This is a genomic window from Marinifilum sp. N1E240 (assembly GCF_009295825.1).
Classification (GTDB): domain Bacteria; phylum Bacteroidota; class Bacteroidia; order Bacteroidales; family Marinifilaceae; genus Marinifilum_A; species Marinifilum_A sediminis.
In genome coordinates, this window is sequence record NZ_WHKF01000002.1 from 945,133 (window position 1) to 963,580 (window position 18,448).

The window sequence follows — 18,448 nt, forward strand, 5'->3', positions numbered from 1 at the left end:
ATGATTGAAAATAGTAGCAATAAATACTTTAAAACGGAATGTATTCAGGGCGTAATGATGCTATACCTGGACTACTCTATTTTCTTAGAGAAAGAAACCTTCGTATATAAAAATGAATTGTTAGAATTCCTTGATAAAATAGACTCTCAGAAGGAGATTAAAACGTTAGTGATCAGCAATGAACATTCAAGTTTTTCCTTTGATCAATTTAAAAGCAAGTGGAATTCCATATTCGAAGAAAGTGATTATGAAAGTGCAATACTTCGCGTATTTCGTTCTTACAATCAAGTATTCCTACGACTTAAATCTCTCGAGAAAGTGATTATTTCAGTCAATTCACAACCAGTTCCTCCCATGCTATTTTGTTTTAGCATGGTGGCTGATTTAAGATTTGTGTCACAAGAGTTTTATCTGAATAATGACAACTGCAATATGCTCAATATCCCTAAAGGAGGAGCAATTTTTACAGAGTATAACTTAATGTATCTGAATCCTTTAAAATTACTTTTTTACACGGATAAGGTCTTCCCGAAAGAGCTCTATAATAAGCATATTATCGATGGAGTATTCGATAAAGAAGAGCTGAAGGATAAGGTACTTTCAATTGCGAGCCGATACAATAGGTTCGATTATATAGAGATAGAAGCTGTTAAAATCTTTGAACACAAAAAACAGAGAAAGTTTGAACTTGCCTTGCAAAAAGAGGATGAGTTTCTATTGACTTGTATTCGGAAAATGAAAAATAAGAATAAATAATGAGACACAATATATTTAAAACAGCTATCCTATTTGCAATAGTATTAACTGTTACAAAGCAAATTGCTGCACAGGAGGCTTTATCCTTGCAGGATTGCAAAGTAAAGGCTCTGGAGCACAACCAAACTGTTAAATCTGCGGTATCCGATTTTAAATCGAATGAAGCCTCGCTAAAATTAAGTAAGCGTGCTATGTTACCTACATTTGATTTATCCTCAAGCTATACTTATTTGAGTGATCCCAATCAAATGGTGATTCCCGGATATGAATTGCCTACCGTAAATGGTCAGCCCAGTGGTGTATATGCCCCGGGTAGTGTAACTGATTTAGCCTATACAAACTCTTATTCTGCCAGCCTGGGAATGAGTTTGCCAATTTACATGGGTGGCAAATTGCAACACGCTAAAACCCTTTCGAAACTGGGTGTACAATTAGCTGATGATAATGTAGACAGAACAAAGTCTGATTTGTTTCTGGATGTTGAAACGAAATATTGGGGGCTAGTAGCTTTGCAAGAGCAAAAAATGGTCGTTCAAAAGTCAATTGAGCTTTTAACGGATGTACTAAAAGAGGTGAGCAATAGGCACAAAACCGGCATTGTAACTAAAAATGAGGTTTTGAAAACAAAGGTAGAACTGAATAATGCGAAATTGTCCTTAATCGAATTAGCCGATAATGTAGAACTTGCCAAAATGAGTCTGAATCAAAGTATTGGAAATGGCATCATGTCTGCCATTCAAATACAAGATTCCATCATTATCATTCCAAATCGTTTATCGGACGTATCATTTGATGGAACACAGCTTTTAAACAGACCTGAGATTAAAATGCTCAACAGTCAATTGGAAATGACAAAAGCTCAGAAAAAATTGGTAACTGCTGATTATTTGCCCCAATTGGTTTCATTTGCAAACTATGTCGCTCAAAACCCAGATCACTACGGAAAACAGAAGAATGATTTTACGTTTAATGCGGGGGTGTCATTAAATATTCCCATTTTTCATTGGGGTGAAAAAAAATTAAAGAAAAGCATTGAACAAAGAAATATTGAGAAAGCTGAATATGAATTGGATCAAAGTTCAGAATTAATGTCCCTGGAAATTCGACAGGCAATATTTAAGCTTAAAGAATCTCTGATCAAATTGGATTTTACGCAAACCTCTTTGGAACAAGCCAACGAGAATTTGAAATTGGAACGTAACAGATTAAAACAAGGCGTTTCAACAACCAGGGAACTGCTAAATGCACAATTGCAGTGGCAACAATCGCATGCTGATTTTATAAATGCCAAAACAAATGTAAAAACAAGCGAAGCTAAATACTACAAATCAATTGGCACCTTAAAAATTTAGGATGTTAAAAGAAAATTATTGTATTAGGTCCAAACTAATCTACGCTAGCGTAGATTAATTTGAAAATATTGAATTTAAGACAGGTTGGTTGTAAACCAATTCCATAGTGATACTAAATATCGAACCTAAGAATATAACTGATTAGTAATCGGAATGGCTTTATTTGTGGGGATAAAGCTAACTTATTATATTTTAGATCTTGATTCATATGTATCAATAGCTATAGGAATTACAATAGTGAGATGTTGAAATTGCAACTGACCTGCCTTTACCTAATAGTTGACTACTTGTTTGATAAGACTTCCTAATTAGTAATTAGGTCTTGAAAAATTTTTTTGTTTCAATGGATGTCTCACGTTATTTTAAAATATTTTCCCAAAATAGAGCGCAATAGGTCACTATCTCTTAATTTTTATCTCTATTTTTAATATTCCGCAGGAAAATGCGGATGAACTACAAAATAGAACTACTATGGACCCTCTTTGGCTAGCTATTGCATTTGCATTAGGACTTGTTGTAAAATTGGTTGGATTACCACCATTAATTGGCTATTTATTAGCCGGTTTTACCCTGAAATACTTTGGTGTTGAATCTGATAATTTGATCGAAAGTATATCAGAACTGGGTATTACCCTACTCCTTTTCACCATTGGACTCAAACTTAGAATAAAAGACTTATTGCATCGCGAAGTTTGGGGAGGAGCCTCCATACACATGCTATTGGTTACTCTGCTTATGGCTGTTATTCTATTTGGATTGAGTTACACTTCGCTAAGTATATTTACCAATTTTACCTGGCAACAAGCCTTCATCATTGGATTTGCTTTAAGCTTTTCCAGTACCATTTATGCGGTTAAAATATTGGAAGAAAAAAGTGAAATGAAATCAGCTTATGGTATTCTTTCAATCGGAATTCTAATTATTCAGGATATTTTTGCTGTATTCTACATTGTATTAGTAGCGGGTAAATTGCCTACCCTTTGGGCTATAGGTCTGCCAGTACTCTTTGTAATCATACGTCCATTATTACTTCTCATTCTCGATAAAATAGGTCATGGTGAAGTATTGGTACTTTATGGTTTTTTTCTGGCTTTTGTTGTAGGTGCTGAGCTGTTCAAATTTGTGGGTTTAAAAGCGGATTTGGGTGCTTTAGTTGTCGGAATACTGATTTCCAATCACAAAAAGGCAAAGGAATTGGCTGATTCTTTAATGAATTTCAAAGACATCTTTTTAATAGGTTTCTTTTTATCCATCGGATTGATTGGATTGCCAAGTCTGGAAATGTTGATTCTTGCTGTACTACTAGCGATTGCGATCAATTTTAAAGTCATTCTTTACTTTTTAGTGCTAACAAGGTTTAGGGTTCGTGCCAGAACATCGGTATTCACCTCTTTTGCCTTAGCCAATTTCAGTGAGTTTGGATTGATTGTTGCCTCAATTGCGGTAGCTAAGGGTTTACTTCCTTCTGATTGGCTGGTATCTATAGCTATTGCTGTAGCCATTACCTTTATCATATCCTCCCCTTTAAATGCCAAAGCACATAAAATTTACTACTCGGTTAAAGATCGCCTACGCAAATTCGAAACACAAAAGCGTTTGATTTACGATAAAGCTTTCGATATTGGCAATGCTGAAATTCTGGTGTTTGGAATGGGTAAATTAGGCGTTTCGGTTTACAATCAGCTCAACCACATCTATGGGCGTAAAGTATTGGGATTGGACTACAATTACGATGTAGTACAACAGCTTAAAAAAGAAGGCAGAAACATTCAACAGGATGATGCTGCGGATAGTGAATTTTGGGAAAATATCTTTGAGAAACCTAATCATCACAAGGTGCATTTAGTAATGCTCTGCATGAACGATCACAAATCAAACCTATTTGCCATAGAACGTCTCCAGAAAACCTCTTATAATGGAAGCATTGCAGCCATTGCCCGTTACGAGGATGAACGCAAACAGCTCGAAAAAATGAATGTTGATGCAGTTTACGACATCTATTCAGAAGCTGGATATGGTTTTGCAAATCACGTTTGCCATCAGATTGATATCGGATGTGAAGCCAGGAAGCCTTTGTGGTAGTATAGTAGAAAAGTTGAAAAGTCAAAAGGTTAAAAAGTAGAATGGGAAATGGTAGATAAGCAAAAAGATGAATACTTTGGATCTCCAACTAAGGTTGGAATTCACAATAAAATTTCATGATATACTAACTTTTAGCTGATAACTGGTAGCTGAACACTTTTTTCTAATTATGACAAAAAAACACTGAAATTTAAATCCTACTGACATACTGCTGTCACAAGTGTCACTTAGATTTGTTGTATTGTTAATTTAAAAAATGAAATTATGAAGAAGCAAACAGCACCAGCAATGACAGTATTGTCCAAAGTAGTGAGAACAACTTTAGAAGATTTAATTAAAAACATTGAAAACTTTCCAAAGGAAATTGTACAGGAAGCTGTGAATGCGGGATTACATCCTTCAGGTCCACAATACTGGATCTACAAATGGGAGACTTGTGTTACCGTAGAAGAATTTGAGTTGAAAATTTGTTTGCCCGTTGCAACATTCGGCAATTCGTTTACAAGTGATAAATTCAAATTGGAGAAGTTAGAAGAATATGTACACGTGAAGAAAACTCATTTGGGTCCCTGGGATCAGATGATGACCTCTTATGAAGCAATAACAGAAGAAATGAAAGCTGAAAATATAGAAGCCGGTAAAACCTGCCGTGAATTGTATATCAATTGTGATTTTGAAGCTCCTGAAAACAACATTACCGAAATTCAATTTCAGGTGAACTAGATTGAATTAGAAGAGAAGTAAAAGATATCCCGGAGTAGTTAAAACCCTTTCGGAGGAATTGATATTCCGGGTTCTTATCCCATAAATATAAAACAAAAGCAAGTAATAGTTTTGAACAGATTAGACAGATTGCAAGCAATATTAACGCAATTACAAAGCAAAAAAATAGTAAAAGCACAGGAAATTGCAGACCGATTTGGAATAAGCTTAAGAACCGTCTATCGGGATATACGAGCATTGGAAGAAGGAGGAATTCCTATCGGTGCGGAAGCCGGTGTTGGCTATTTTTTGGATGATAATTACACATTACCACCAATCATGTTTACAACAGAGGAGGCATCAGCAATACTAATGGCTGGCAAGATCATTCCACATTTATCAGATAAGAATGTGAATCATGCCTTTCAGGATGCTCTGTACAAAATTAAGTCGGTGATGAATGCCGAAGACAAAGCAGTTCTTGAAAAACTGGATCACTCGGTTAAAGTATTTTCCGGCATGTCTTCTGCTCCTAAAAAAGACAGTATCTATCTTCAGGATATTCAGCAAGCCCTGATCCAATCAAAAGTGGTACATCTACTATATTTCGCTCATTACAAACAAGAACTTTCACAAAGGGAAGTGGAACCCATTGGTTTGCTGTTTTATGCTTTAAATTGGCATTTGATAGCCTATTGTAAGTTACGAGGTGAATACCGCGATTTTCGACTCGATAGAATCAGGAAACTGGAAATTAGTAAGACCTGTTACAATCGAAAATTAGACGAAGCTTTTGAAGAATATCTGGAAAGGGAAAAGGAACAATACCAATGCTTCGAAATAGAGTTGCAAGTTAAAAAGGAACTCGCACTCTGGCTTCATGAATCGAAATACTGGTATGGCTTTTTAAGTGAACAGGAAAATGATGAGTTCGTCAACATGAAATTCTTAAATCCTGATTTAAATGGATTTGCCCGATGGATTTTAAGTATGACTGATAAGGTTGATATAGTAGCTCCTCTTCGTCTAAAAAGCATGCTGCACGAAATGGTTCAACAACTCTTTCAAAAATATCAAAACGACTAACTCATAAGATCTTAATTAATATTACTTGAAATAAGACTTTATTATTTTTAACTTTAAGAAGCACTTTAGAACCCTAGTTCTATTGTTATTTAAAATTCAAAACTATTTCACCTAAATACTCAAATATATGCCTAAAACTCACGTTGAAAAATCAATTGCAATTGCTGCTAGCATTGATAAAGTAAAAAGTATTATCACCGATTTTCACCAGTGGAAAGCCTGGTCACCATGGTTTATTTTAGAGCCTGACGCCAAGGAATCTGTTTCTGAAGATGGAAAAAGCCATGAATGGGATGGAAAACGTATTGGATCAGGAATTATTAGCATTATAGCTGAAAAAGAAGGACTGGTACAGTATGATCTGAAATTCCTAAAACCATGGAAATCGGAAGCCAAGACCGATTTTGTTCTGGAAAAGTTAGATGAAAACAGCACCAAATTGACTTGGACCATGGATGGTTCTCTCCCATTTTTCATGTTTTGGATGAAAAACATGATGGAACGCCTAATTGGCATGGACTACGATCGAGGCTTGCTGATGCTGAAAGATTACATCGAAAAAGGACATGTGGAAGCCAAATTGGAATTCTTAGGAGAATCTCAATTTGAAGGCATCCAATTCGTTGGGGTAAAAAGCGAATGTACCATGGAAACTATTGGCGAAGTAATGACGGAAGATTTCAAAAAAATCGCTGACTTTGCCAAAGACAATGAAGAGCTTGTGACCTGCGAATGGTTCTCCGTTTATCACAAGTTCGATTTCAATAAAAACAGAGTGATTTACACCTGTGGCATCGGCATTAAAACTGAACCTGAAAATATTCCTGCCGGTATGTTTAAAGAGAATCTTCCTGCTAGCAAAATACATACGGTTCGCCACATTGGACCATATGAATTATCTGGTAACGGCTGGAGCGCTATTATGGCAATGGAAAGAGCCAAAGAGTTCAAACAAAATAAGAAAATTCCACCAATGGAATTCTACCGCAACAGCCCAATGGAAACCGAACCCAAGGATTTGATTTCGGATATTTGCATGGCGGTAAAATAAATGATGTACATATTGTAATAGTAGAGGCGCAAAGTTTTGCGCCTCTAATTGTTAATTATGATATTATTATTATTATTATTATTATTATTTGCACTTTGTAGGAGATACTTACCCAAAGCCAATATTATAAACAATTGCTATGGAAATTTCCCAAAATAAATTACCCTAGTGACGATCTCATATCGAAAATAGAAACTTTTCTTTATAGCAAGACAAGCATTCAAAACTATAGTTACGTCCTTCTTTCAAGAATATGCCAAATTCATGAAACTGAAATGGTTAGAAGCAAATATATCTTTCACAAATGTCATGAAAGCCACTCTTAATGAACACTAAAAAGTGAATTTTATCAATTTTTTATTTGCATATATCTAAAAAAAACACATACATTTGTTCCCTCAAAGGAAATGAAGTCTTCCTATTTGAACCGCCTAATAAGCTAATGACTTCTGTGAACTAAAAGTTAATACTCAAATTAATTTCACAGAAGTGTTATGTCAAAACAAATATTATTTCTGGCACAATTAAGAAAATTCTTAATTGCTAAGCAGCCTGCACTATTTTCTATTCTGGAATGGTTTAGCATCTCCGTTATTATTGCAATTGCCGTTGGTTCTTGCAGTGCCCTTTTTCTATTGTCGTTAGAATACGTAACGGAAATCCGCAATACCAATCAAAATATCATTCCATTGCTGCCTGTTGCAGGACTCATCATTGGTTATGCATTCTACAAATGGGGAAAAGAGATTAATCCTGGTAACAATTTAATCATTACCAACATTCACAATCCCCGAAAGGTAATCCCCTTTAAAATGGCTCCTTTCATTCTAATTGGCACCGTTCTCACTCATCTGTTCGGTGGATCGGCAGGAAGAGAAGGCACTGCTATTCAAATGGGTGCAGCCATATCCGACCAGTTAACCAAATTATTAAGACTGGGAAAGAACTATCGGAAATTAATATTGATATCTGGAATGAGCGCAGGATTTGGATCAATTTTCGGAACACCTTTGGCTGGTGCTATTTTCGGACTGGAAGTTTACCATGTGGGCAAATTAAGATACAATGCCATCTATCCCGCCTTTGTCTCTTCCATAATCGCCGACTACGTTACCAGAAGCTACGGCGTACATCACACCCTATACAACTTGTCCTTTGTTCCAAATATAAATGTTCCGAATTTAGGATATGCAATACTAGCTGGGATCTGCTTTGGAATTGTAGCCTTACTTTTCTCAAAAACAACAAATGCGGTAAGCAATTTTGCAAAAAAACACATTAAAAAGTCTTACTTACGACCTTTGTTTGGAGGTGTTCTTATCGTTATTGCCGTTTATTCACTTGGCACCAGCAAATACATTGGCTTAGGAATTCCAACAATAGTAGAATCGTTTAATATTCAGCAAATGCCCTATGTGTTCGCAATAAAACTTTTACTTACCGCTATCACATTAGGCTCTGGTTTTAAAGGAGGTGAAGTTACTCCTCTTTTCTATATTGGTGCTACGCTTGGGAGTACATTAAGTCTCTTTCTACCCTTACCCGTTGGATTGCTCGCTGCCATGGGTTTTGTGGCTGTATTTTCGGGAGCATCAAATACACCATTAGCATCCAGCATTATGGCGATTGAATTATTTGGCATTGCCTGCAGTCCTTATGTAGCTATAACTTGCGTTGTTTCCTATTTAATATCCGGGCACAATGGCATTTACCATTCACAAATTATCGGTGATCCCAAATCATTTGCAAAAATAAAGGATACCGGAAAATCCATTCTCGAACTTAAATAAGATTGGTATTTTTCCAATTGAGTATAAAAGTAACTAGAACATAATTTCCGAAAAGCATAGAAATCATGCATACAAAAGTGACCTATTGTGCACATATCTATTTTAAAAATGGAACAAAGGCAAATCATCTCTCCTGGTATAAAAGGATCTGGGATCATAGTTTTCTCTCCCATCTTTTAAAAAGAATTAAGGCTGCAAATCTAAAACATGCCAACTGCTTTAGTCCAAAAGCTGGATTTATGAATCATGCTGATATTGCCTATCACAATATGGAAGTTCCCCATCCTAAATCAGATCAATGCATTGAAATCATTGATAGTAAGGAAAATGTAATTCAATTTTTAGATGATAATATGAATTACCTGAAGGATTGTACAATCTTTCATTTTAAAATAAATCAATTCACACAAAAATCAACACAAAATGATGATTAAATCGATTAAAGCCCAAGAGGTTTTAGACAGTAGAGGAAACCCTACAGTAGAAACAGAAATTACATTAACAAGTGGTGCCAAAGGAAGAGCAATTGTTCCTTCTGGTGCTTCAACTGGCGAACGCGAAGCTGCCGAGTTACGCGATGGAGATAAAACTCGTTTTTTTGGTAAAGGAGTATTGAAAGCCGTTGCCAATGTAAATAGTGATATTGCCGATGCGCTCTGTGGAAAAAAAATTAATGATCAGCGTGAGTTGGATACCATCATGATCAACTTAGATGGAACTCCTAATAAATCGAAACTTGGTGCGAATGCAATACTATCCGTATCATTAGCATACGCAAAAGCTTGTGCCAACAAAAAAGAGGAAGCATTATTCCAGCATTTGGCTCAACAAGATAAATATGTTTTGCCCGTTCCCTGCATGAATGTAATTAATGGAGGTGTTCATGCTGATAACAATATAGATTTTCAGGAATTCATGATTGCTCCTCATAATGCTCCCAATTTTGAGACAGCCATTCGCATGGGAATAGAAACATTCCATTCTTTAAAAAAAGTTCTGCAAGCCAAAGGTTACAATACTGCCGTAGGAGACGAAGGTGGGTTTGCACCTAACCTCAAATCGAATGAAGAGGCTATAGAAGTCATACTGGAAGCAATTACTGCTGCTGGTTATGTCCCAGGAAAGGATATTTCCATTTGTTTGGACCCAGCATCAAGTGAAATGTGGAAAGAAAACAAATATCACTTCTTTAAATCTGATGGATCTTATAAAAGCTCTGAAGAAATGGTTGCCATTTGGGAAGATTGGATCAACAAATATCCAATTGTTCTGCTAGAAGATGGCATGGCAGAAAATGACTGGAAAGGATGGCAAATTCTAACGGAAAAATTAGGCGATAAAGTAGAATTAGTTGGAGATGATATTTTCTGTACCAACGCTAAAATTCTTCAGGAAGGAATTGATAAAAAAGTAGCCAATTCGATTCTTATTAAATTGAATCAAATCGGCACCTTAAGTGAAACTATTGACACCATGAAACTGGCAAAAGATAATGGTTATAATTGCTTTGTTTCACACCGATCAGGAGAAACTGAAGATACGACCATTGCTGATTTTACAGTTGCTTTAGGCGCAGGACATTTAAAAACAGGTTCTGGATGTAGAAGTGAACGGATTTCAAAATTCAATCAATTGCTACGAATAGAAAGAATTTTAGGCGATAAGGCTGAATTTGCAGGAATAAAAACATTTAAAAATCAATATGTATGCTGAAAATAAACACCTTACACAACATAGTAAGCGTTGAATTTACTGATGGAAAAATAACAAGTTCCGATATCGACGAACTATTTAACCATGTAGAGTTATTTCAAAATAAAAATAAGGAAATCAGCATTTTATTGCTGTTAGGCAATCATGAAAAGGTTGGTTTAAAAACAAGTATTGAAACGTTCAGGCGAACATTTCAATTGGTGCATCAAATTAAAAAAATTGCGATTATTAGTGAGCATGACCAATCTGTAATAGCTTTTTTAGATAACCTTTTATGTCCCTGGGAAGAAAAATATTTCAATATTGATGATTTAAATAAAGCCTGGGAATGGATTAAACACGACTCATAATGGATTTACTTAACTTTACAATTACAACATTTACGGCTTTTTTTGCAATTGTTAACCCAATTGCTAATGCACCCATATTTATTGGTTTAACCAAAGACAGAAGCTCCGAAGAAAAGAAAAAAGCATCGAAAACATCAACTTTAGTCGCCTTCTTTATTGGCTTCGCATTTATTCTCTTTGGAAATTATATCTTCAAATTTTTCCACCTAACAATTCCAGGTTTTAAAATTGCCGGGGGAATATTATTGTTTTATGTGGGCTTTGAGATGTTACAATCAAAAAAATCCAACATTCACAATGCTAAGGAGAATGAAGGAAAAGAAAACATCTCAATTTCACCTTTAGCCATACCAATATTGGCAGGTCCAGGCACATTAGTAACCGCAATGAATGCAGCCAGTCACGCCAATTGGATACATATTGGATTGATAACTATTTGTTATGCAGCCATTATGATATTAAATTATTTAGCTTTTGTAAATAGCGGTAAATTACTTCAATTTATTGGCAATGGTTTCATCTTGATCATCGGAAAAATTATGGGATTAATTTTAAGTATTATCGCTGTGAACATGATTCTTGAAGGGGTAAAATTGGCGTTTGGAGTTTAGTATAATTTATATTTCTAAAAATCAAAAAAGGCCTTCCAAATGGAAGGCCTTTTCAATATATTTAATCGATACTAATATTAGATAGCGTCGATAATTGTATTTAGTGTTGCTGATGGACGCATTGCTTTAGAAGCCAATTCGTCGTTTGGCATAAAGTAACCACCAATGTTCATTGGCTCGCCTTGTGCATCATTCAATTCAGCTACAATTTTAGCTTCGTTTGCTTGCATGTCAGCTGCAACCTTAGCAAATTTCTCTTTCAATTCAGCATCTTTGTCCTGAGCTGCTAAAGCTTCTGCCCAATACATAGCTAAATAAAAGTGAGAACCACGATTATCCAACTCTTTTACTTTACGTGATGGAGACTTTCCTTCTGCTAAGAATTTAGTTACACCAGCATCCAAAGTATCAGCGAAGAACTGTGCTTTTTCGTTGTTGAAGTTATTAGCAATGTGCTCTAAAGAAACACCTAATGCCAAGTACTCACCTAATGAATCCCAACGCAAGTGACCTTCTGCTTCGAACTGCTGAACGTGCTTAGGAGCTGATCCACCTGCACCAGTTTCGAACAATCCACCACCATTCATCAATGGAACGATAGAAAGCATTTTAGAAGAAGTTCCAAGCTCAAGAATTGGGAACAAGTCAGTTAAGTAATCACGTAATACGTTACCAGTAACTGAGATCGTATCTTCACCTTTACGGATTCTTTCCAATGAGAAAGTGATCGCATCAACTGGAGCCAAGATACGAATATCCAAACCTGTAGTATCGTGATCAGCAAGGTAAGTGTTTACTTTAGTGATTAACTGAGCATCGTGAGCACGCTTCTCATCTAACCAGAAAATAGCTGGAGTGTTGGTTGCTTTAGCTCTGTTTACAGCCAATTTAACCCAATCCTGAATTGGAGCATCCTTCACCTGACACATTCTGAAGATATCACCAGTTTCAACAGCTTGTTCCATAACAACAGTTCCGTCGAAATCTACCACGCGAATAGTACCTTCTCCCTGTGCGTAGAAAGTCTTGTCGTGTGATCCGTACTCCTCAGCTTTTTTAGCCATCAAACCTACGTTCGATACAGATCCCATAGTTGTAACGTCGTAAGCACCATTTTTCTTACAATCGTCGAAACAAACCTGGAACATTGTAGCATAACATCTGTCTGGAATCAATGCTTTAGTATCCTGTAGTTGTCCTGCAGGGTTCCACATTTTACCACCATCACGAACAACAACTGGCATCGAAGCATCGATAATTACGTTATTTGGTACGTGTAGGTTAGTAATTCCTTTATCTGAATCAACCATAGCCATATCAGGACGAGTTTTGTATACTTCCATGATATCAGCTTCGATTGCTGCTTTTTTGTCTGCTGGTAATTTTTCAATCTTAGCGTAAAGATCACCTAAACCATTGTTGAAGTTCACTCCTAAGTCCTTAATAGTATCAGCATGCTTAGCGATAGCTTCTTCGTAGAATACTTCTACTGCGTGCTTGAACATTTCAGGATCAGAAATCTTCATCATAGTTGCTTTCAAGTGAAGAGACCATAGTAATCCTTCTTCTTTAGCAGCTTCGATTTCTTTTTTGAAGAAAGCACGTAAAGCTTTAACATTCATTACCGATGTATCGATAACTTCACCAGCTAATAACTCCTGCTTTTCTTTCAATACAGTTACAGCTCCTGCATTGTCAACATACTCGATACGTACGTTAGTTGCTTTTTCGATAGTTACTGATTTTTCAGAACCATAGAAATCACCACCGCTCATGTGAGCTACGTGTGATTTAGAATCTGCTGACCATTTACCCATTCTGTGAGGATTGTTTTTAGCATATTGCTTAACAGATCCTGCAGATCTACGATCAGAGTTACCTTCACGTAAAACTGGATTTACGGCACTACCAAGAACTTTAGCAAAACGTGCTTGCAATTCTTTTTCGTCAGCTGTATTAGCTTCTTCCGGATAGTTAGGAATATCATATCCTTTTGCTTGCAACTCTGCAATAGCAGCTTGCAACTGAGGAATAGAAGCACTAATATTTGGTAACTTAATGATGTTAGCTTCAGGAGTTAAAGAAAGCTCTCCCAACTCAGCTAAATAATCAGGAATTCTCTGATCTTCAGTTAAGTTATCTGGAAAGTTTGCAATAATTCTTCCTGCTAAAGAAATATCTTTAGTTTCAATTTCGATACCTGAAGTTTTAGTAAAGGCTTCGATAATAGGCAACAATGAATAAGTTGCCAAGGCTGGAGCTTCATCAATTTTAGTGTAAATGATTTTTGACTTCTGTGCCATGTTGGTTGTTGTTTTGAGTAATTTAATTATTAATTATAGTCTGTAAAATCTAGTCTTAAATCCGACATAATCTCTGTCTAAATTCAAGGTAAACATAGATATTTTTTTTATTTCCCGATTTAAAAGAGCTTATTTTTTAACGATTTTTTTCTTTAATTACAATCTATTGAAAATTAGGCTCCTGCAGTAAAACAGAAGCCTAATTTGTATTAAATTGTATATGCTATATATCATGTTTTCTCTTTTTACTCGAAATCGAGTGAAAGTTTTTGCTTTAGTACACCTAAAACCGGATTTTTCTTACACAAATAGTTGAATCTATCTGTGTCTGTAAATACCCTTTTTGTAGTTTTAGTTTGTGACATTTTTGTTTCCAATTCTATCTCCTTATTACTGAAAACACGTCTTAAATGATTTTGTAATTCTACCCTTACTCCATTAATATCATCGCCCTGTAATGGATTGCTAACTTTTAAAATCACCTTATTATCTATTACTTCAGGTTGATTCACCGTAAGAGCCAAACGAATTCTGTCGCTCTTTCCTTTTATCTGTACAAACTCTTTAAGTTGTTTAAAGGCTTGTGCCTGATTCAAAGGAATATTCTCTGATACGGCTACAAGATCAACTTTCTCCTTTTCCTGATAGTTTGGCTTAGATATAGTCTTGGGTCTTTGTATCCCCGTTTTTAAAGCTTGTTTAATAGATACTGTTGGTGTGTATGCATTTCTTGAAACACCTGTTTGTATTTTAGGCTCTGTAGGTTCAACTTTTACCTGTCCATTCCCATTAGAAGGTGCTTGCTGACTTACAGGATTACTTGCTTTAGTTTGAGCAGGCAAATCTTCACGTCCCTCAACAATAATCTTTAAAAGTTTCTTGGTGTTCTTTTTTAAACTAGTTCCTTTTTTTTTTGATTCAATTATCTGGGACAATTGAATTAAACTTAGCTCTATTAATAAACGTGGATTTTGACTGGATTTGTAACCAATATCACATTGGTTTAATATTTTGAGTGATTCATACAAAAAGTCGACTGGACACTTTTTTGCCTGCTCTATGTATTTTTGTTTTACACTATCGCTTACTTCCATCAGTTGAATGGTCGCAGGATCTTTTCCTACCAATACATCCCTGATATGTCCACTTAAGCCACCTACAAAATGATGACCATCGAAACCTTTCTCAAAAATCTCGTTCAACATTACTAAAACGTCAGTGACTTTTCCCTCCAGAGATGCATCAACAATTTTAAAGTAATAATCGTAATCCAAAACATTCAAATTCTGAATTACATTTTCGAAAGTAATTTCTTTACCCGAGAAACTAACAATCTGATCGAAGATAGACAAAGCATCTCTCATGGCTCCATCAGCCTTTTGAGCGATTACATTTAATGCTTCTTCATCGATATTTACAGATTCTTTTTGTGCAATGTTCTGCAAATGCTTTACTGCATCATCTACTTTTATCCTGTTAAAGTCGAAAATTTGACAACGTGATAAGATGGTAGGAAGAATTTTATGTTTTTCGGTAGTAGCTAATACAAATATAGCATGCGCTGGTGGTTCCTCAAGTGTTTTCAGAAATGCATTAAATGCAGATGCCGATAACATGTGAACCTCGTCTATTATATATATACTATAGGAACCTATTTGAGGTGGTATTCTCACCTGATCAATTAAGGTACGAATATCGTCAACCGAATTGTTCGATGCTGCATCCAACTCGTGAATGTTATAAGAACGATTTTCATTAAAAGCCTTACACGACTCACACTCGTTGCACGCTTCAAAATCGGAAGAGATATTTGAGCAATTTATTGTTTTTGCAAAGATTCGTGCACAAGAAGTTTTACCTACTCCTCGCGGACCACAAAACAAATAGGCATGAGCCAAATGATTGTTTTTGATCGCATTCTTAAGGGTTACGGTAATAGAATCCTGCCCTACTACTGTTGAAAAAGCAGAAGGACGATATTTACGTGCTGAAACAATAAAATTCTCCATATAATATTATAAATCGACTAGCGATTGATTGTCTTTTTTCGAAGTTCAAATATACAGAATCAATCCAAATAAATCACCAAAGAATTGAGAAGAATTTTCAATAAAATCTTAATGAATTCATGACAAATTGGTTATAAAATAATCAGGATATCTGTATTAAGAAAAAGAGACTTCCTTAAAGTAAGAAAGTCTCTTTAATATCTCTTGATTTGGGAGTCGGAATTACATTCGGAGTCTCAAACTAATAACTGTTTACTGATGATTATTCATTGTTTAAGCCACCGTATCGTAACGAGAAACACGATGAACTCCTTTCAACCTTTTCAATTTCACAATCAAAGTATTCAAATGATCCGTATTAGAAACTACAACCGTTAAATGCCCTTCGAAAGTTCCTGCATTTGATTCTACCGAGATAGATCTCATTTGCACGCGTAAATCTTTGGTGATTACTTCTGAAATATTGGTAATCATTCCCAATTCATCGTCGCCTGTAATATGAAGAATTGCTTGGTAAGATGCAGCACCTTTTTCTGTCCAATTGGCTTTCACAACCCGGTAAGGATATCTGCTCTGCATTTCCTTGGCATTTGAACATCCCAAACGGTGAATTCGTATGCCTTTACCTATGGTCACAAAACCAAAAATATCATCACCAAAAATTGGATTGCAACATTTTGCAAGAGTATAATCTACATTGGCAATGGTTTGATCTACAATTAAGACATCTTCGCCCTCACCTTCCACTTTTCTCTTGCTATAATCCGGCATTTCTTCCGGAGCAAGTACTTCTTCTTCCTTTTCTTCTCGAGTTAAAACCTCCTTAATTTCAGATAAATCATGAATTTCAGTGGCAATACCATAATACAAATCTACAGCCAATTTGTACTTGTACTCTGCCATTAACTTTCGCGTATTTTCATCGCAAAACTCAATCTTCCAATTCTTCATCCTTCGCTTAAGTGTCTCTTTTCCGAGATCAGCTTCCTTAAGCATTTCTTCTTTCATCGACTGGCGAATCTTGTTCTTCGCTTTGTTAGAAATTACAAAGTTCAACCAATCTGGTTTTGGCTTTTGAGAGTTGGAAGTGGTAATAGCAACCTGATCCCCATTTTTTAACACCTGACGAATGGAAACATTTTTTTGATTTACCGTTCCTCCAATACATTTCCCCCCTAAATCGGAGTGAATTGAATAGGCAAAATCGAGTAAGGTTGCACCGGAAGGCAGTTGTTTTAAATCACCTTTTGGTGTAAAAACATATATCTCTTTATTATATAGATCAGCTTTAAACTTATCAATCAAATCAATTGAATTGCTTTCCTGACTTTCCAATACCTCACGAATATCCTGCAACCAATTGTCAAGTCCACCCTCTCCTTTACCACCTTTGTATTTCCAGTGCGCCGCGAATCCTTGCTCTGCAATCTTATTCATTCGCTTCGAACGAATCTGTACTTCTACCCAACGATTTTGAGGACCCAATACCGTTGTATGTAATGATTCATATCCATTTGATTTTGGTATTGTAATCCAATCTCTCAAGCGTTCTGGATTTGGGCGATACAAATCGCTTACTGCAGAGTAGACTTTCCAGCACTCCGATTTCTCTTTCTTTGCTGAAGCTTTTAAAATAATACGAATCGCGAAAATATCATAAACTTCCTCAAACTCCACCTGCTTTTTCTTCATTTTATGAAGAATAGAAGCTATGGTTTTAGTTCGAGCCTTAATCTTATATTTTATTCCTTGCGAATCAAGTTCGTTTTTGATAGGATCAACAAAATCATGAATGAACTGAGCACGCTGTTCTTCCGTATCCTTAAGTTTTTGAACAATCTCGAAATAAATCTCTGGTTTCAAATAACGCAAAGCCAAATCTTCCATATCAGACTTCACATTATACATGCCCAAGCGGTGAGCCAAAGGAATGTAAAGAAATTCAATTTCTTTAGCCAAATCAATTTGTTCTTGCTTAGGCTTGTGCTCCATATTACGCAAATGGAATAAACGATCAGCTAAAATGATTAAAACCACTCGCACATCGTCTGCAAAGCTCAATAATAACTTTCTAAAATTTTCGGAATGCTGAGTTAATCCCTGATTGTAAATATCAGTTACCTTAACAAGACCAGTAATAATTTGTGCCACTTTAGAACCAAATAATTCGGTAACTTCATCAATATTGACATGTTCTTTCTGAACGATATCATATAAAAGAGCACAAATAACTGATGTTCTCCCTAATCCTAATTCTTCAACAACTATTTGAGCTACAGAAAGTGAGCGGTAGATAGCAGGATCACCATTACTTCTTCTTTCCCCCTCATGATCTTGTAAGCTTAAATCAAAAGCTTTTCTTACCAATTTGATATCTGCTCTGGAAACAATGTTCCTACAGGTCTTAAGTAAGTGTTTATACCTATATAATATTTGCCTTCTTTCTTCTTCTCTATTGAATTCTGTCATAATTTTCTCACTTAAACAAGAAATATTCACACATCGGCATTTTTACGAAAAATGTTATAAGCCCTGTCTTAAAATTAATCGACATAAAGCATGTCGTTTTTTTAGCTCACTAAAAGTATAAAAGCTATTAAATAATGACAAGTGGATTAATACTTTTTAACGTATTTAAAACAT

Annotated in this window: 14 protein-coding genes and 1 riboswitch; of the genes, 11 read left to right on the forward strand and 3 right to left on the reverse strand. The window is 35.7% G+C overall.

Going from position 1 to position 18,448, the window contains the following annotated elements; all coding sequences use genetic code 11:
• From GCQ56_RS08835 to GCQ56_RS08885, 11 genes are all read left to right on the forward strand, one after another.
• Nucleotides 1–756 carry a hypothetical protein gene (locus GCQ56_RS08835; protein WP_152734094.1) on the forward strand — a complete coding sequence of 252 codons (756 nt, stop codon included), beginning with the start codon at nt 1–3 and terminating at the stop codon, nt 754–756.
• Nucleotides 756–2,108: a TolC family protein gene (locus GCQ56_RS08840; RefSeq protein WP_152734095.1), complete on the forward strand. Its 1,353-nt coding sequence runs from the start codon at nt 756–758 to the stop codon at nt 2,106–2,108. Before GCQ56_RS08835 ends, GCQ56_RS08840 begins: the two co-directional genes overlap by 1 nt.
• Nucleotides 2,109–2,579: 471 nt before the next feature.
• On the forward strand, nt 2,580–4,190 hold the full coding sequence (locus tag GCQ56_RS08845) for a cation:proton antiporter (RefSeq protein ID WP_152734096.1): 1,611 nt from the start codon (nt 2,580–2,582) through the stop codon (nt 4,188–4,190).
• 264 nt (nt 4,191–4,454) lie between these two features.
• A complete protein-coding gene (locus GCQ56_RS08850; RefSeq protein WP_152734097.1) occupies nt 4,455–4,913 on the forward strand; it encodes a GyrI-like domain-containing protein in 459 nt (152 codons plus the stop codon).
• A gap of 111 nt (nt 4,914–5,024) precedes the next feature.
• Entirely contained in the window at nt 5,025–5,978 is a 954-nt protein-coding gene (locus tag GCQ56_RS08855; protein WP_152734098.1) for a YafY family protein, read from the forward strand.
• A 127-nt stretch (nt 5,979–6,105) separates the two neighbouring features.
• Nucleotides 6,106–7,029: an SRPBCC family protein gene (locus GCQ56_RS08860; RefSeq protein ID WP_152734099.1), complete on the forward strand. Its 924-nt coding sequence runs from the start codon at nt 6,106–6,108 to the stop codon at nt 7,027–7,029.
• 394 nt (nt 7,030–7,423) lie between these two features.
• Nucleotides 7,424–7,488: riboswitch (Fluoride riboswitch) on the forward strand.
• Between the two features lie 35 nt (nt 7,489–7,523).
• The gene (locus GCQ56_RS08865) at nt 7,524–8,819 is read left to right on the forward strand and encodes a voltage-gated chloride channel family protein (RefSeq protein ID WP_152734100.1); all 1,296 of its coding nucleotides are present in this window, start codon (nt 7,524–7,526) and stop codon (nt 8,817–8,819) included.
• A gap of 65 nt (nt 8,820–8,884) precedes the next feature.
• Nucleotides 8,885–9,253 carry a DUF190 domain-containing protein gene (locus GCQ56_RS08870; RefSeq protein ID WP_152734101.1) on the forward strand — a complete coding sequence of 123 codons (369 nt, stop codon included), beginning with the start codon at nt 8,885–8,887 and terminating at the stop codon, nt 9,251–9,253.
• The gene (gene eno / locus GCQ56_RS08875) at nt 9,243–10,532 is read left to right on the forward strand and encodes a phosphopyruvate hydratase (protein WP_152734102.1); all 1,290 of its coding nucleotides are present in this window, start codon (nt 9,243–9,245) and stop codon (nt 10,530–10,532) included. The genes GCQ56_RS08870 and eno overlap by 11 nt, the downstream gene beginning before the upstream one ends.
• Nucleotides 10,526–10,882: an STAS/SEC14 domain-containing protein gene (locus GCQ56_RS08880; protein WP_152734103.1), complete on the forward strand. Its 357-nt coding sequence runs from the start codon at nt 10,526–10,528 to the stop codon at nt 10,880–10,882. Before eno ends, GCQ56_RS08880 begins: the two co-directional genes overlap by 7 nt.
• Nucleotides 10,882–11,493 (forward strand): MarC family protein, encoded by a 612-nt coding sequence (locus GCQ56_RS08885; protein WP_152734104.1) that lies wholly within the window; start codon nt 10,882–10,884, stop codon nt 11,491–11,493. The genes GCQ56_RS08880 and GCQ56_RS08885 overlap by 1 nt, the downstream gene beginning before the upstream one ends.
• Before the next feature lie 77 nt (nt 11,494–11,570).
• On the opposite strand, the gene GCQ56_RS08890 is transcribed toward GCQ56_RS08885, so the two are convergent.
• The 3 genes from GCQ56_RS08890 to GCQ56_RS08900 all read right to left on the reverse strand — a co-directional run bounded on the left by GCQ56_RS08890 (nt 11,571) and on the right by GCQ56_RS08900 (nt 18,274).
• Nucleotides 11,571–13,796: an NADP-dependent isocitrate dehydrogenase gene (locus tag GCQ56_RS08890; protein WP_152734105.1), complete on the reverse strand. Its 2,226-nt coding sequence runs from the start codon at nt 13,794–13,796 to the stop codon at nt 11,571–11,573.
• A 245-nt stretch (nt 13,797–14,041) separates the two neighbouring features.
• Nucleotides 14,042–15,805 carry a DNA polymerase III subunit gamma/tau gene (locus GCQ56_RS08895; RefSeq protein ID WP_152734106.1) on the reverse strand — a complete coding sequence of 588 codons (1,764 nt, stop codon included), beginning with the start codon at nt 15,803–15,805 and terminating at the stop codon, nt 14,042–14,044.
• 273 nt (nt 15,806–16,078) lie between these two features.
• Entirely contained in the window at nt 16,079–18,274 is a 2,196-nt protein-coding gene (locus GCQ56_RS08900; protein ID WP_152734107.1) for a bifunctional (p)ppGpp synthetase/guanosine-3',5'-bis(diphosphate) 3'-pyrophosphohydrolase, read from the reverse strand.
• Nucleotides 18,275–18,448: the final 174 nt, after the last annotated feature.